We start from the raw sequence: 15299 nt of genomic DNA on the forward strand, positions 1-15299 counted from the left end.
AATATCATTCAACGATACACTACCCATCATACCGCTTTATTGGGCTTTTTCCAACAGTTTCGGCTTGGCAAAAATCATTCGTCCCGCTGAAGTCTGCAGCACACTGGTCACCAGCACTTCCATCATCATGCCGATATACTCGCGTCCACCCTCCACAACGATCATTGTGCCATCATCCAGATAAGCTACACCTTGACCATGTTCCTTACCATCCTTGATGATCTGCACCATGATCTCCTCACCTGGCAGAACAACCGGCTTAACCGCATTGGCGAGATCATTAATGTTCAATACAGATACACCCTGGAGTTCGCACACTTTGTTCAGGTTAAAGTCATTGGTGACCACTTTGCCCTGAAGCACTTTAGCCAGTTTAACCAGTTTGCTGTCCACCTCGGAGATTTCCTCGAAATCCCCTTCATAGATGAGGACTTTTACATCGAGTTCCTTCTGGATTTTGTTCAAAATGTCCAGTCCACGCCGTCCTCTGTTCCGCTTGAGCAGATCCGATGAATCGGCAATATGCTGCAGCTCCTCCAGAACAAATTCCGGGATTACGATCGTGCCTTCAATAAATCCGGTTTTGCATATATCAGCGATACGTCCATCGATAATAACACTGGTATCCAGAATTTTATGTTCTTCCATCCGTCTATCCTCGTCCACCTCGGGATGACCCCATCGCCCAGACATCCAGAAGGCCCCCAGATCGTCTTTCTTTGCCATGGCAAGGGTGTAGCCGGAATAAGCACTAATCACCGTCAGCGCCACTTGCAGCACTTCTCCTGCCGTCCCCATCCATCCCACAACAGGGTAGAGCAACAAGGCCACCAGCAATCCTGCAACGGTACCTGCGGCACCTGCCGCCAGTTCGTTCATAGGTACTTTTGCCAATGAATTGATTCCACTATGCAGCCTGTCTGCCATCAATGTTCCACCAATATTACATACAGCCATAAACATTACAGCTCCCAGCAGCGTTGATATACCAGCTCCCAGTAATCCTGCTGACTGAATCCACTCTGCCATCCATGGGACCGATTTTCCTGCCAGATGATATGCCGTGTAGCCGAACCATGCACCGCACAATCCTGTAAAAGTTAAAATGCCTTTTTTCCACATTAGTCCCTGCACCTCCTTCAATGTATCTTGATCTTTATATCCAGTATGATCCAATTCCTGAATTGCTAATCCCATCCGCAAGAACTTTTTGGAAATGTTGCAATCGTCAGTTGAAAGTAGGTAAATTATTGGCATATAATGAATTCAATTCATATCCCGAGGTGAGTGGCAAAATGAGTACGCTAAGTTTACAGGCTTTCCAGGATCAAGTTTCTGAACTGTTGCTGCGTCATCGCAGCCTGATTGATGTACTGTCCAAAACGGGACAAGCCGGAGCGTCTGTTAACCGTGCCGTGTCCAAAGCCATTACCGAATGCGGCTGCATCGAGCTGCACGCCACCAAGCAGAAATATGCCCCGGAGAGCGATATCGCTCAAACCAAGGGCCTGCTGGAAACGCATGTGGAAGGTGAGTTGTGTGAGAACTGCAGAGAGGTCATCAGCTCTGAGCTAGGGCGTAACCTGTTCTACATGTCGGCTCTCTGCAATCTGCTGGACATTAACATGGAAGAGGTCGTAAATCACGAATCACAGAAGTGTTCAACGTTAGGGATGTTTAATCTGTCGTAAGAAGATATGTATGTCGTCCGCAAGGGTTTCTTTTACCGTAAATAGATCTGAATAAACAAAAAGCACGCATTCTCCAGTTCAGGAGAGTACGTGCTTTCTTTGTATACTGTCTGTACCCAAGGCGACTTAACGATCGGAAGGACGGGAAGATTTCTCATCCTTGCGCTTTTTCGCCCGACTACGCGAGGCCGCTGTTCGCACATTATGCTTCATTCCATACAAGGCGTATAACACCAGCGGAATAAAGATTAATTTGGATAACTGCTCCGGGAAAATAACGGCTACGGCTATGGCAAATAACACAACCCATGGTGCAATCCAGATTGCCTTGCGTGGCAAACCGACCTTTTTGAAATTGGGATATTTAAGCGAACTCACCATCAGATACGATAATAGCAACGTAGCAATCATCATGCTAACCGGGCCAATATCCTTATTGAACAAGGAAAGTGTAGCCAGTACCCCGCCGGCTGCCGGAATTGGCAGACCCGTGAAGTACCCGGGGATGCCCGGCCGAACATTAAACCGCGCAAGACGAATGGCTCCACAGATCGGAAAAGCCGCTGTTGCGATCCAGGCGAGGATCGGCATCGAATCTTGAAACGACACCATAAATATGATCAGGGCTGGTGCTGCACCAAAGGAAACCATGTCAGACAAGGAATCAAGTTCCTTGCCGAATTCGCTTTGGGCATTGAGCGCACGTGCCACTCGGCCATCCAGACCATCCAGCAGCATCGCTACAATGACCATAATGGCAGCCAAACTGTAATTTCCATCAATCGCAAGCAAAATTGCCATCATTCCAAGAAACAGATTACCCAGGGTAAAGAGATTCGGAATGAATCTGGTTAGCATCGTTGTTTCACCTCATCCATTTCAAGCCTTTATATAGGCAAACCCTTACATCTGTCTGTCGATAAACATTTGCTCCTGCAAACGTTTGAGGCCTTCCTTAATGGTCCGGGCACGAACTTCACCAATACCATCCACTTCGTCCAGTTCTTCAATTGTAGCCATAATAACATGAGGCAATTGTTCGAATTGATCCACCAGATTATGGATAATGACATTGGGCAGGCGGGGGATCTTATTTAATACCCGGAATCCACGAGGTGCAACCGAATCCTCAGAAGTAGCCGCTGATGATGGATAGCCGAGCAGACGGACAATATGATGTGCATCCAGCAACTCATCGTCCGACAATCTTTTCAGTCCCACGATAATTTCACGGATTTTGTCATCACTGTCGTCACGGGCATAGTCCTTATACAACAACCAGGCTTCTTCTTCCGTTGTACCCACAAGCTCTTCCATTTGCATGGAAATGAGTCGTCCCTCATTCCCGAGTTCATGAATGTATCGTTTGATTTCCGTTTTGATCCGCATCACCATTTCGGTACGCTGAATGACATTGACTACTTCAGGAATCGTCACCAGTTCCTCAAATTCAGACGCACTCAGATTCGTAAGGGACTGTGTTAATACCGCTTTGTATTTCTCCAGGGTTTGAATCGCTTGATTCGCTTTGGTCAAAATAACCCCGATTTCCTTGAGGGAATAACGAAGTGTTCCCTGATACAAGGTAATGATATTCCGGCGCTGTGATATGGATACGACCAATTTACCCGTCTGCTTCGCTACACGCTCTGCCGTCCGGTGACGAATCCCCGTCTCTGATGAAGAGATCGAAGAGTCCGGAATTAACTGGGTATTGGCGTAAAGAATACGCTTCAAATCCTCGCTAAGAATAATGGCTCCATCCATCTTGGCGAGTTCGTACAGGTAGTTCGGGGAGAAATCACAGTTAATCGAGAATCCCCCATCCACTACTTCCATGACTTCAGGGCTGTATCCTACAACAAGCAGTGCGCCCGTCTTGGCGCGCAGCACATTTTCCAGACCTTCGCGGAAAGGTGTACCTGGTGCGATCAGCCTTAACAATTCATTCATATTATCCAGTTGGCTCGAATCTTTCATCTTGTTATGCCCCCTAATCTAAAGCAACCGCTAGTGCATCTGCCACGGTATTCACACCGATCAGTTGTATCCCGCGAGGATGTTTCCAGCCCTTTAAGCTTTTTTCTGGTAAAATGACTCGCTTGAAGCCCAGCTTTGCGGCTTCCTTTACTCGTTGTTCGGCACGTGATACGGCTCGAACTTCACCTGTCAGACCGATCTCGCCAAAGATGACATCGTCCGGCTTGGTCGGTACATCTCTCAAACTGGATGCAATACTGACAGCAACCGCCAAATCTACAGCCGGCTCATCCAGCCGTACTCCACCAGCCACGTTCAGATATGCATCCTGGGTCTGTAAAAACATGCCCATTCGTTTCTCCAGCACTGCAATGATCAGATTTAATCGATGCAGATCTACCCCTGTTGCCATACGGCGGGGAGAAGGAAAATGGGTCGTCGAGATCAACGCCTGCAATTCCACGAGCAGAGGGCGTGTACCCTCCATACTGGCAACTACCGTTGAACCGGCTACACCCAGTGGACGTTCCGATAAAAAGAGTTCGGACGGATTGCCCACCTCACGAAGTCCATCCTCGCCCATTTCAAAAATGCCAATCTCATTGGTGGAACCAAAACGGTTCTTCACTGCACGCAGCAGGCGATACGTATGATGCCGTTCTCCTTCAAAATAAAGCACGCAATCCACCATATGTTCTAACATACGTGGACCGGCAATGGCACCTTCTTTGGTAACATGCCCCACAAGAACCGTTGCAATGCCTCTGCCTTTGGCAATCCGCATGAACCTTGACGTACATTCCCTTACCTGTGCTACACTACCTGGCGCACTGGTAACTTCGGGAAGATATACCGTCTGAATGGAGTCGATGACAAGAAAATGCGGCTGGATCTGATCCACCGCTTCCTCCACACGTTCCATATTGGTTTCACACAGTACATACAACTCGGCAGAGAGTGCCCCGAGACGGTCTGCCCGCAATTTGGTTTGCTTGACTGATTCCTCACCGGAAACATATAACACACGCAAACCCGAATGCGTCAAGGCATGGGACGTCTGCAACATCAACGTTGACTTACCGATACCTGGATCTCCACCCACCAGAACGAGGGAACCTGGAACGATTCCGCCACCCAATACCCGGTTCAACTCTCCGATTCCAGTCTGTACACGCGGTTCCTGACCGCTATCTATATCTATGATAGGAAGCGGTTTATCTTTACTGTCAAACAGAGGAGAATTTCTCCCTTGTGTTTTGACTACCGTCTCTGTCTCTTCCACCATTGAATTCCATGACTGACAACCCGGACACTTACCGTACCACTTGGGGGCTTCATAGCCGCATTCCGTACATTGAAACTTGGTTTTAACTTTGGCCACTTCAGCACTCCTATAATTTAGTTTTATAACAGCATTTTGCATTATTCGACGAATTTCACCCAAACTCCCTGACGTGCAGGGTTACTAAAAGTTTACCATTGTTTGAGATTTTTCGTAAAGGATTATCGCAAACTTTACACATGTTCCTGACATAATCATGTCCGTCTTCTGTCCAAAGTGCAAAAAATCCTCCCCGGCCGAAGCCGAGAAGGATTAATACAAGCTGAAATTCAACTCCATAGCTTGTTACATATTATTTAGTTTCGATTTCCTCGTTAGAAGGAACAACCACGTCTTTTTTCGTAACAGACAGTGCACCGTTCTCTTCGTCGATGAGTAATGAATCCCCTTTGGTTACGTTACCTGTAAGCAACTCTTCAGACAATTTGTCCTCGATATGCTTCTGAATTGCCCGACGAAGCGGACGTGCACCGTAAGCTGGATCGAAGCCGGCTTTGGCAAGGAAGTCCTTCGCATTGTCGGTGAGTTCGAAGTCAACTTCGTATTCACGCAGCCGTTTGCGAAGTTCCTCACTCATGAGGGTAACAATCTCTGCAATGTGTTTTTGTTCCAGAGAGTGGAATACGATAATTTCATCAATCCGGTTAAGGAACTCTGGACGGAAGCTTTTCTTCAGCTCATCCATGACTTTACCCTTCATGTTATCGTAATCCGCACCTGCATCCACAACTGCTGTGAAGCCAAGTGTAGAGTTACGCTTGATCGCTTCAGCACCCACGTTGGATGTCAGGATAATCAGCGTATTCCGGAAGTCAACAACGCGACCTTTGGAATCCGTCAGACGACCATCTTCAAGCACTTGCAGCAAGATATTAAATACCTCTGGATGTGCTTTCTCGATCTCATCAAGCAGGACTACGGAGTATGGCTTGCGACGAACTTTCTCTGTCAGCTGACCACCTTCTTCGTATCCAACATATCCCGGAGGCGCTCCGACGAGTCGGGAAGTCGAGTGCTTCTCGCCATACTCGGACATATCAATACGGATTACTGCATTTTCATCACCAAACATCGCTTCAGCCAGAGCACGAGCAAGTTCTGTTTTACCTACACCTGTAGGGCCGAGGAAGATGAATGAACCCATCGGACGTTTTGGATCTTTAAGTCCCGCACGAGCACGACGCACCGCACGGCTGACCGATTTCACAGCCTCATCTTGGCCGATGACACGTTCATGCAGAATCGATTCCAGATTCATCAGACGCTGTGTCTCTTCTTCTTTCAGCTTGTTCACCGGAATTCCTGTCCAGTTGGCTACCACTTGTGCGATATCCTCAGGTGTTACTTCGGAATCCGTGCGACCTTGTTTTTCTTTCCATTGGTTCTTCGTTACATCCAGCTCTTCACGGATTTTTTGTTCCGTATCACGCAGAGCGGCTGCTTTTTCGAACTCCTGGCTTTGAACTGCAGCGTCTTTTTCCTTGCGGATATCTTCCAGACGGCTTTCCAGTTGTTTCAGGTTTGGTGGGATCGTGTAAGAGTTCAATCTTACTTTGGAACCCGCCTCGTCAATCAGGTCAATCGCTTTGTCTGGCAGGAAACGGTCTGTAATGTAACGGTCAGACAGTTTAACCGCCTGTACAATCGCTTCGTCCGTAATTTTCACACGGTGATGCGCCTCATAACGGTCACGCAAGCCATGCAAGATTTGAATCGCTTCTTCCGGAGAAGGCTGATCTACAGTAATCGGTTGGAAACGACGCTCAAGCGCTGCATCCTTCTCGATGTATTTACGATATTCATCCAGTGTTGTCGCACCGATACATTGCAATTCTCCACGGGCCAGAGCCGGTTTCAAAATGTTAGAAGCATCGATGGCACCTTCAGCTCCGCCTGCACCAATCAAAGTATGCAATTCGTCGATAAACAGGACAATGTTACCTGCTTGGCGAATCTCATCCATGATTTTTTTCAGACGATCTTCAAACTCACCACGATATTTGGTTCCAGCGACTACTGAACCCATATCCAGGGTCATTACACGTTTGTCGCGCAATGTTTCCGGAATCTCATTTGCAATGATTTTTTGTGCAAGGCCTTCAGCAATCGCTGTTTTACCTACACCTGGCTCACCGATCAATACCGGGTTGTTCTTGGTACGACGGCTGAGCACCTGAATGACACGCTCAATTTCTTTGCTACGTCCAATAACCGGGTCCAGGTTGTTCTCTCTGGCGTAAGCCGTGAGGTCACGTGCCAGACTGTCCAGCGTTGGTGTGCTTACATTGGCAGGTGTTCCATTATGACTGGATACAGCTTCACTGCTGCCAAGCAATTGCAGCACTTGTTGACGTGCTTTGTTCAGGCTAATTCCCAGGTTATTGAGCACACGCGCTGCAACACCCTCGCCTTCACGAATCAATCCGAGCAGGATATGCTCTGTGCCTACATAGGTGTGGCCCAATTTACGAGCTTCATCCATAGACAGTTCAATTACTTTTTTCGCACGTGGCGTATATGCAATGTTGGTAGGTTGCTCTTGGCCACGGCCAATCAGCGTTTCTACTTCATCCTGAATTTTTTCCAATCCGAGTCCCAGGCCGATCAGTGCTTTGGCTGCGATGCCTTCGCCTTCACGAATGAGGCCGAGCAAAATATGCTCAGTACCGATGTTATTATGACCGAGACGGACAGCTTCTTCCTGCGCGAGTGCGAGCACCTTTTGGGCCCGTTCCGTAAATCTTCCAAACATCATATCTCCTGCACCTCCATGGTTTTGGATAAAACGAGGGGAATCAAATAATTCCCGTCGTATTCTTCATATCATTTTTGTTTGCAGCCGTGCTGCGAATAAAGTCATTCGGCATTTGTACATGCCTTATTATATAAAAGCCGCAATGCGGCATGAAACCATAATTCAATACAATATCAGGCTAAGCTAGGACTGCTTCGCTGCATTGATCGTATCACGAATCAACTGAGCACGATAGATGTCACGCTCATCTGTGCGCATATCTTCCCCGAATGTTTTCTGCAAAAATCCCGGCTGTGTCATCACGTTCAACTCATTCATTACCGTGATGGACAGTCCATCCAACAAGCCGAGATCCACGCCAAGGCGTACATCCGATAAGCGCTGTGCAGCTTCCTTTGAATCAACAATAGCTGCATGAGACAATATGCCGTAAGAACGCATGACCCGATCCGTAATTCGAAGTCTGGAGTCGGTAATTAACCGTTCTCTGGCAGTACGTTCATGACCAATCATCTGTAATACAACACCATGCAGGTTCTCGATGACTTCCTGTTCGGTCTGTCCCAGTGTAATCTGGTTCGAGATCTGAAACAGGTTACCCATCGCCTCACTGCCTTCACCGTATATCCCCCTTACAGTCAATCCCACTTGGGAAACTGCGGTTAAAATACGGCCAATCTGCTGCGTCATCACCAGGGCAGGCAGGTGCATCATAACCGATGCTCTGACACCTGTACCTACATTAGTAGGACAGCTGGTTAAGTATCCTCTGCGATCATCAAAAGCATAATCCACGTGCGCTTCAAAAGCATCATCTATTGCAGAAGCTTTCTCCCAGGCTTCTTTCACCTGGAACCCCGGATAGAGGCACTGGATACGAAGATGATCCTCTTCATTAATCATAATACTGACAGACTCATCCTCACTGAGAATAACCGCACCATTTCTGGATTCATTCGCAAGACTTGGACTGATGAGATGTTTCTCCACCAGCACCCGTTTGTCGAGTTCGTCAATATCGATCAGATCCAACGTATGAAAATCCCCAAAGGCATGAACGTCATCGTATTGAAGTACTTCGCTCAGCTTATTCAGCACCTCTTCCGATTGCTCATTGGAAGCCAGCATCGGAAACGGAACATGCTGAAGGTTGCGCGCAATCCGGACACGGCTGCTAATGACGATTTCGGAATCAGCCGCATCACTGCGCATCCAGTCGCTGAGCGCCTTCTCTGTAAAGCGCAGATTAGGCATTACGCATCCCTCCTACTCATGACAAACTTTACTCCTGAGCTATTCCTTTTTCAAGTCCTCTGATCTGGTCACGGATCTGAGCCGCCTCTTCAAATTCCTCTTGGGCGATGCTCTCCTGAAGCTCACGCTTCAGATCAGCGATTTGCCGTTTCACCTTGATGCGACCACCAGCTCGTGCAGGCACTTTGCCTACATGGGACGTACTACCATGAACCCGCTTGAACAAAGGGTCCAGACGGCTGTCAAAATATTTATAACATGAACTGCAGCCAAATCGGCCTATCTTGCTGAATTGTGAGTACGTCATACCACACTCTTCACACTGAAGTGCTTTTGCAGGTGGTGTTCCTGCCGATCCACTTTTGCCGGCTGGATCAAAATCAAGCAACCCGGACAACAAGTTGTGAATGGAAAACCCGCCTGCTGTCCCAGGGATCATTTCCCCTTTTTCACGGGCACATGACTCACAAATATGGAATTCCGTCTTCTCTCCATTTACAATCTTCGTAAAATGAAGTGTCGCCGGACGTTTATTGCATTCTTGGCACAGCATATTGATGTACCTCCTTTGACCCCGATAGTTTTCATTTACCGAGCAAAGATATTAACATCGCCTTCAACATTCTGGCACGAATTTGATCCCGGTAAGGAAGTTTGACTAATATAACCTCTCTAGATACAGCAGCTCGCATCAACCCGGCTTCCCGCTTGCTCAAGAAGCGTGCTTCTTCCAATTGATAGATCAGACCTTCGGCAGCTGTCTGCCCGATCTCTTCACCAATACTATGGTGCAAATGATTATGCAGAGCTGATTGGGCCGGTAATTCAATGCGCTGTATGCGAACATAACCACCACCGCCGCGTTTACTCTCTACCAGGTATCCCTTCTCGAGTGTAAAACGTGTGCTGATGACATAATTGATCTGGGAAGGTACACATGAGAATTGATCTGCCAGATCATTACGCTGAATTTCAACCATTCCTTCGGGACTTTCATGCAAAATACTCTTCAGATATCGTTCGATAATATCAGAGATATTACGCATCCAATCATCCTCCACTGTCTGAAACGTTAAGTCAATAAGGACCCACACGCCCCCACAGAGTACACCTTCTCTACCCATTTAACCAATCAGGGAAACAGCGAATCTTGCTTCCACAGGTGTCAACAGGAGAGCGAAGGAAGCACGAAGGTCCTTTAATATTCCCTTGATCCTCCGATGAGATGAATCCCGTATATTGGCGATCATGCATCAGATTGTTGAAAGAAAGCTACTTAAGTATTAAACCTTTAGTTGACTTTGACTTTCTTTGACTTTATAACCATTATAGCATATTTTGTGGTTTTGCCAAGTGGGGTCACTATTCATTTTTTACGATTTTACACGAAATATTCCCCAGACACAAAAAAACCTCCCCAAAATTGCTGGAGAAGTCCATTTGTCTTTCAATTACGTCGTATTTCTATATAAGCTCATCCAGTTAAATGGAGCAATGGTGAATAGGTTATCAGAAGAAATCGAGTAAATAGGTTTCCCGTTCAGGAATCGCCTGTTCCAAAGCCTTGATTGCTGTGTTCGGTCCGTGAATTCTTCCCATTCGTGCCATTTCCGTTGGTCTGCGATATCCCATCATCACTGCAGTAAGGGACTGAATATCTAACTTAATAGTCTGATCATCAGTAATTGGCTCCGAAGTTTTCCATATGGACGCTGTTCCATTCATCGCTACGTTTAATTGCCATACTCCTTCATTCCACGGAGCGTGGGTATCCTCTACCTGTAGAACAATCTGCACCGGTGAGTCCTGGCTTGCAAATGGATACTGGGATATAAACTGCTCTACACTAACGATACGCGCCATAAAATAAGGTACGATCTCTTGCTGAATCCGTGGGTTATCCAATTGGAAAGCAAGCGTATCACTGGCAGGTGCCTGCAACGTAACTTCCTGGATCATGGAATCATGATTGGCAATGAAGGTCCACAGCCCTTGTCTAGCCTCTTCATTCAGATAGATGATCTCTTTAATGGTAAACTTATTTTCCTTAACCTCATATAAAAGATAACCTTGTGCTGCATCAGCTTCATCGTAATATACAGCCTTCTGGCTGGTCCCATTAACAAGAACTGAATTCTCCCACCTTGCATCATCCCGAACCAGAGTTCCGTTATAACGCTCAGCATAAGCACTGTATACTTCCTTTAATATGCTGAGGCCCGGATCCCCACGCCGAATTGTTCCAGGTGTCGCTTTTTTCATAGGCAAATGAGCTGTAGGTACTTTATAACGTTTAAATTCAACATAAGTCTCCCATCCATACTTCCGATAGAAACCAAAAGAGAATGGATGCAAGAACGATATACTCTGTTTGTTACGATTCATTTCTTCCAACGCATGCTTCAGCAGACCCGCTACCCAGCCTTTGCGTCTATACTCTGGCCAGGTGGCTACACCCGCAATACCGCCCATTTCGAACGATCTGCCATGAATATAGGTTTGAAAAGGAATGATGTGAAGTTTGGCTCCTAGCTGCCCGTCCTCATATACACCCCATATATCCTGTGACGAAAATTGACTCCGCCGTTTTTCTTTTTGTTCCTCACTCATTACTACTTGAAAAGCATATTCGGAAAGTGCCATAGCCGGTTCAAAATCATCTACCGTCAATTTCTGAATTTCCATGTCGTCCTACACCCCATTCGCTAGAGTTATTATCAATCCAAATCATGGCCTGATATGTGATATATGTACCCCTTAGAGTGTGTCAGAGGATTCTTACAAAGTCAAATAAGAGATGCTTTCGCATCCCCTTAAATAAACAAATAAAAACCACCACCGAATAACATCGGCAGTGGTTCTTCGCTTGGCGGCGTCCTACTCTCCCAGGACCCTGCGGTCCAAGTACCATCGGCGCTAGAGGGCTTAACGGTCGTGTTCGGGATGGGTACGTGTGGAACCCCTCCGCCATCGCCACCAAACGCGTAGCTTACATTTCAGAGTGTTGTTCTCTGAAAACTAGATTCGAAACGAAACACGCGAATTACAACTTGCTATTGGATAAGCCCTCGACCGATTAGTACTGGTCAGCTCCATGCATTGCTGCACTTCCACCCCCAGCCTATCTACCTCGTCGTCTTCAAGGGGTCTTACATACTGGGAAATCTCATCTTGAGGGGGGCTTCACGCTTAGATGCTTTCAGCGTTTATCCCGTCCGTACATAGCTACCCAGCGGTGCTCCTGGCGGAACAACTGGTACACCAGCGGTACGTCCATCCCGGTCCTCTCGTACTAAGGACAGCTCCTCTCAAATTTCCTACGCCCACGACAGATAGGGACCGAACTGTCTCACGACGTTCTGAACCCAGCTCGCGTACCGCTTTAATGGGCGAACAGCCCAACCCTTGGGACCTACTTCAGCCCCAGGATGCGATGAGCCGACATCGAGGTGCCAAACCTCCCCGTCGATGTGGACTCTTGGGGGAGATAAGCCTGTTATCCCCAGGGTAGCTTTTATCCGTTGAGCGATGGCCCTTCCATGCGGTACCACCGGATCACTAAGCCCGACTTTCGTCCCTGCTCGACTTGTAGGTCTCGCAGTCAAGCTCCCTTATGCCTTTGCACTCTTCGAATGATTTCCAACCATTCTGAGGGAACCTTTGGGCGCCTCCGTTACTCTTTAGGAGGCGACCGCCCCAGTCAAACTGCCCACCTGACACTGTCCCCGCACCGGATTACGGTACCAGGTTAGAACCTAGATACGATCAGGGTGGTATCCCAACGTTGCCTCCACGCAAGCTGGCGCTCACGTTTCAAAGGCTCCCACCTATCCTGTACAGATCGTACCCAAATTCAATATCAAGCTGCAGTAAAGCTCCATGGGGTCTTTCCGTCTTGTCGCGGGTAACCTGCATCTTCACAGGTATTAAAATTTCACCGGATCTCTCGTTGAGACAGCGCCCAAGTCGTTACGCCATTCGTGCGGGTCAGAATTTACCTGACAAGGAATTTCGCTACCTTAGGACCGTTATAGTTACGGCCGCCGTTTACTGGGGCTTCGGTTCACAGCTTCGGGATTGCTCCCTAACCACTCCCCTTAACCTTCCAGCACCGGGCAGGCGTCAGCCCGTATACTTCGCCTTACGGCTTCGCACAGACCTGTGTTTTTGCTAAACAGTCGCTTGGGCCTTTTCACTGCGGCCCCCTCGTGCTATTCACACTACCGGGGCACCCCTTCTCCCGAAGTTACGGGGTCATTTTGCCGAGTTCCTTAACGAGAGTTCTTCCGCGCGCCTTAGAATACTCTTCTCGCCTACCTGTGTCGGTTTGCGGTACGGGCACCTTCACCTGGCTAGAGGCTTTTCTTGGCAGTGTGAGATCATGACCTTCGCTACTATAATTTTCGCTCCCCATCACAGCTCAGCCTTACAATGTGCGGATTTGCCTACACATCAGCCTTACTGCTTAGACGGACATCCATCAGTCCGCGTCACTACCCTACTGCGTCCCCCCATTGCTCATAACGGCTTACGGTGGTACAGGAATTTCGACCTGTTGTCCTTCGACTACGCCTTTCGGCCTCGCCTTAGGTCCCGACTTACCCTGAGCGGACGAGCCTTCCTCAGGAACCCTTAGGCTTTCGGCGGATCAGATTCTCACTGATCTTTTCGTTACTCATACCGGCATTCTCACTTGTATAATGTCCAGCGCTCCTTACGGTACACCTTCAACCCTTATACAACGCTCCCCTACCCCTGATGCAAAGCATCAAGCCATAGCTTCGGTGGTGTGTTTAGCCCCGTTACATTTTCGGCGCAGAGTCACTCGACCAGTGAGCTATTACGCACTCTTTCAATGGTGGCTGCTTCTAAGCCAACATCCTGGTTGTCTGTGCAACTCCACATCCTTTCCCACTTAACACACACTTGGGGACCTTAGCTGATGGTCTGGGCTGTTTCCCTTTTGACAATGGATCTTAGCACTCACTGTCTGACTCCCGGAAGTAAGTCTATGGCATTCGGAGTTTGACTGAGCTTGGTAACCCTTGCGGGCCCCGCACCCAATCAGTGCTCTACCTCCACGACTCTGTTTTCCGAGGCTAGCCCTAAAGCTATTTCGGGGAGAACCAGCTATCTCCGAGTTCGATTGGAATTTCTCCGCTACCCCCACCTCATCCCCGCATTTTTCAACATGCGTGGGTTCGGGCCTCCAGTGCGTGTTACCGCACCTTCACCCTGGACAGGGGTAGATCACCCGGTTTCGGGTCTACGTCCACGTACTAAGTCGCCCTATTCAGACTCGCTTTCGCTGCGGCTCCGGCTCTTCACCTTAACCTTGCACGGGAACGTAACTCGCCGGTTCATTCTACAAAAGGCACGCCATCACCCCTAAAACGGGCTCTGACTTTTTGTAAGCACACGGTTTCAGGTTCTATTTCACTCCCCTTCCGGGGTGCTTTTCACCTTTCCCTCACGGTACTGCTTCACTATCGGTCGCTAGGAAGTATTTAGCCTTGGCAGATGGTCCTGCCGGATTCATACGGGGTTTCACGTGCCCCGCACTACTCGGGATCCGTCTCGGAGGGAACCAACTTTCAACTACAGGGCTTTTACCTTCTTTGGCGGGCCTTTCCAGACCTCTTCGCTTAACCGGTTCCTTTGTAACTCCATGTGAGACGTCCCACAACCCCAAAGAGCAAGCTCTCTGGTTTGGGCTTCTCCGCGTTCGCTCGCCGCTACTGACGGAATCACTATTGTTTTCTCTTCCTCAGGGTACTTAGATGTTTCAGTTCCCCTGGTATGCCTCACACTAACCTATGTATTCAGTTAGGTGTAACTGGAAATTACCCCAGCTGGGTTTCCCCATTCGGACACCCCCGGATCAAAGCTTGCTTACAGCTCCCCGAGGCAGTTTCGTTGTTCGCCACGTCCTTCATCGGCTCCTAGCGCCTAGGCATCCTCCGTGTGCTCTTAGTAGCTTAACCATTTTGTTCCGGTTTTGACTGCTCGCTCCCCTTGTTTTGCTAGCGCAAAGCCAAAAGTCGCTCCCATCCAATACCATCACAAAAGCAATTTAACTACCTTTATACACTTCACTTGTTTACACAAGTTCAGCTTAAAGGATTGTTCTAATTCGCGTTTGTTTCGTTTCGATATCTAGTTTTCAAAGAACAAGCCAAATAGATGAAATTGTTTGGTGGAGCCAAGCGGGATCGAACCGCTGACCTCCTGCTTGCAAGGCAGGCGCTCTCCCAGCTGAGCTATGGCCCCTCAAATT

The 15299-nt window shown here is 48.2% G+C and carries 10 protein-coding genes, 1 tRNA gene and 2 rRNA genes; 1 reads left to right on the forward strand and 12 read right to left on the reverse strand.

Translation table 11 applies throughout. From position 1 onward, the window contains the following. Positions 1-36 precede the first annotated feature (36 nt). Positions 37-1122, reverse strand: a complete 1086-nt coding sequence (locus MKY87_RS12265) for a PIN/TRAM domain-containing protein (RefSeq protein WP_338588652.1) — start codon at positions 1120-1122, stop codon at positions 37-39. A 173-nt stretch (positions 1123-1295) separates the two neighbouring features. Here MKY87_RS12265 and MKY87_RS12270 point away from each other — a divergent pair, with 173 nt between their 5' ends. Next, positions 1296-1691 carry a hypothetical protein gene (locus MKY87_RS12270; RefSeq protein ID WP_017692049.1) on the forward strand — a complete coding sequence of 132 codons (396 nt, stop codon included), beginning with the start codon at positions 1296-1298 and terminating at the stop codon, positions 1689-1691. Positions 1692-1817: 126 nt separating this feature from the next. Here the strand turns inward: MKY87_RS12270 and pssA are convergent, their stop codons facing one another. The 11 genes from pssA to MKY87_RS12325 all read right to left on the reverse strand — a co-directional run bounded on the left by pssA (position 1818) and on the right by MKY87_RS12325 (position 15292). Beyond that, complete coding sequence (gene pssA, locus MKY87_RS12275) at positions 1818-2549, reverse strand: CDP-diacylglycerol--serine O-phosphatidyltransferase (RefSeq protein WP_017692048.1); 732 nt, start codon at positions 2547-2549, stop codon at positions 1818-1820. Positions 2550-2594: 45 nt separating this feature from the next. Further along, complete coding sequence (disA, locus tag MKY87_RS12280; RefSeq protein ID WP_062836168.1) at positions 2595-3671, reverse strand: DNA integrity scanning diadenylate cyclase DisA; 1077 nt, start codon at positions 3669-3671, stop codon at positions 2595-2597. Positions 3672-3684: 13 nt separating this feature from the next. Then, positions 3685-5052 (reverse strand): DNA repair protein RadA, encoded by a 1368-nt coding sequence (radA, locus tag MKY87_RS12285; protein ID WP_036671578.1) that lies wholly within the window; start codon positions 5050-5052, stop codon positions 3685-3687. Between the two features lie 253 nt (positions 5053-5305). Continuing rightward, complete coding sequence (locus tag MKY87_RS12290; protein WP_062836200.1) at positions 5306-7768, reverse strand: ATP-dependent Clp protease ATP-binding subunit; 2463 nt, start codon at positions 7766-7768, stop codon at positions 5306-5308. A gap of 183 nt (positions 7769-7951) precedes the next feature. After that, entirely contained in the window at positions 7952-9022 is a 1071-nt protein-coding gene (locus MKY87_RS12295; RefSeq protein ID WP_036607140.1) for a protein arginine kinase, read from the reverse strand. A 28-nt stretch (positions 9023-9050) separates the two neighbouring features. Next, the gene (locus tag MKY87_RS12300; protein WP_062836166.1) at positions 9051-9575 is read right to left on the reverse strand and encodes a UvrB/UvrC motif-containing protein; all 525 of its coding nucleotides are present in this window, start codon (positions 9573-9575) and stop codon (positions 9051-9053) included. A gap of 31 nt (positions 9576-9606) precedes the next feature. Continuing rightward, a complete protein-coding gene (locus tag MKY87_RS12305) occupies positions 9607-10068 on the reverse strand; it encodes a CtsR family transcriptional regulator (protein WP_036607135.1) in 462 nt (153 codons plus the stop codon). Positions 10069-10531: 463 nt separating this feature from the next. Then, positions 10532-11707, reverse strand: coding sequence for a GNAT family N-acetyltransferase (locus MKY87_RS12310; RefSeq protein WP_340964593.1), 1176 nt, complete (start codon positions 11705-11707; stop codon positions 10532-10534). 179 nt (positions 11708-11886) lie between these two features. After that, a 5S ribosomal RNA gene (rrf, locus tag MKY87_RS12315) occupies positions 11887-12003 on the reverse strand. A 75-nt stretch (positions 12004-12078) separates the two neighbouring features. Continuing rightward, positions 12079-15006, reverse strand: a 23S ribosomal RNA gene (locus MKY87_RS12320). Positions 15007-15216: 210 nt separating this feature from the next. Beyond that, positions 15217-15292, reverse strand: a tRNA-Ala gene (locus tag MKY87_RS12325). Positions 15293-15299: the final 7 nt, after the last annotated feature.

The organism is Paenibacillus sp. FSL R7-0198 (assembly GCF_038000415.1).
Classification (GTDB): domain Bacteria; phylum Bacillota; class Bacilli; order Paenibacillales; family Paenibacillaceae; genus Paenibacillus.

What these genes read in the sequence shown, in the direction of transcription:
- MKY87_RS12265 (WP_338588652.1), bottom strand. Translation starts at nt 1,122, where the DNA reads ATGTGGAAAAAAGGCATTTTAACTTTTACAGGATTGTGCGGTGCATGG.
- MKY87_RS12270 (WP_017692049.1), top strand. Translation starts at nt 1,296, where the DNA reads ATGAGTACGCTAAGTTTACAGGCTTTCCAGGATCAAGTTTCTGAACTG.
- pssA (WP_017692048.1), bottom strand. Translation starts at nt 2,549, where the DNA reads ATGCTAACCAGATTCATTCCGAATCTCTTTACCCTGGGTAATCTGTTT.
- disA (WP_062836168.1), bottom strand. Translation starts at nt 3,671, where the DNA reads ATGAAAGATTCGAGCCAACTGGATAATATGAATGAATTGTTAAGGCTG.
- MKY87_RS12290 (WP_062836200.1), bottom strand. Translation starts at nt 7,768, where the DNA reads ATGATGTTTGGAAGATTTACGGAACGGGCCCAAAAGGTGCTCGCACTC.
- MKY87_RS12295 (WP_036607140.1), bottom strand. Translation starts at nt 9,022, where the DNA reads ATGCCTAATCTGCGCTTTACAGAGAAGGCGCTCAGCGACTGGATGCGC.
- MKY87_RS12300 (WP_062836166.1), bottom strand. Translation starts at nt 9,575, where the DNA reads ATGCTGTGCCAAGAATGCAATAAACGTCCGGCGACACTTCATTTTACG.
- MKY87_RS12305 (WP_036607135.1), bottom strand. Translation starts at nt 10,068, where the DNA reads ATGCGTAATATCTCTGATATTATCGAACGATATCTGAAGAGTATTTTG.
- MKY87_RS12310 (WP_340964593.1), bottom strand. Translation starts at nt 11,707, where the DNA reads ATGGAAATTCAGAAATTGACGGTAGATGATTTTGAACCGGCTATGGCA.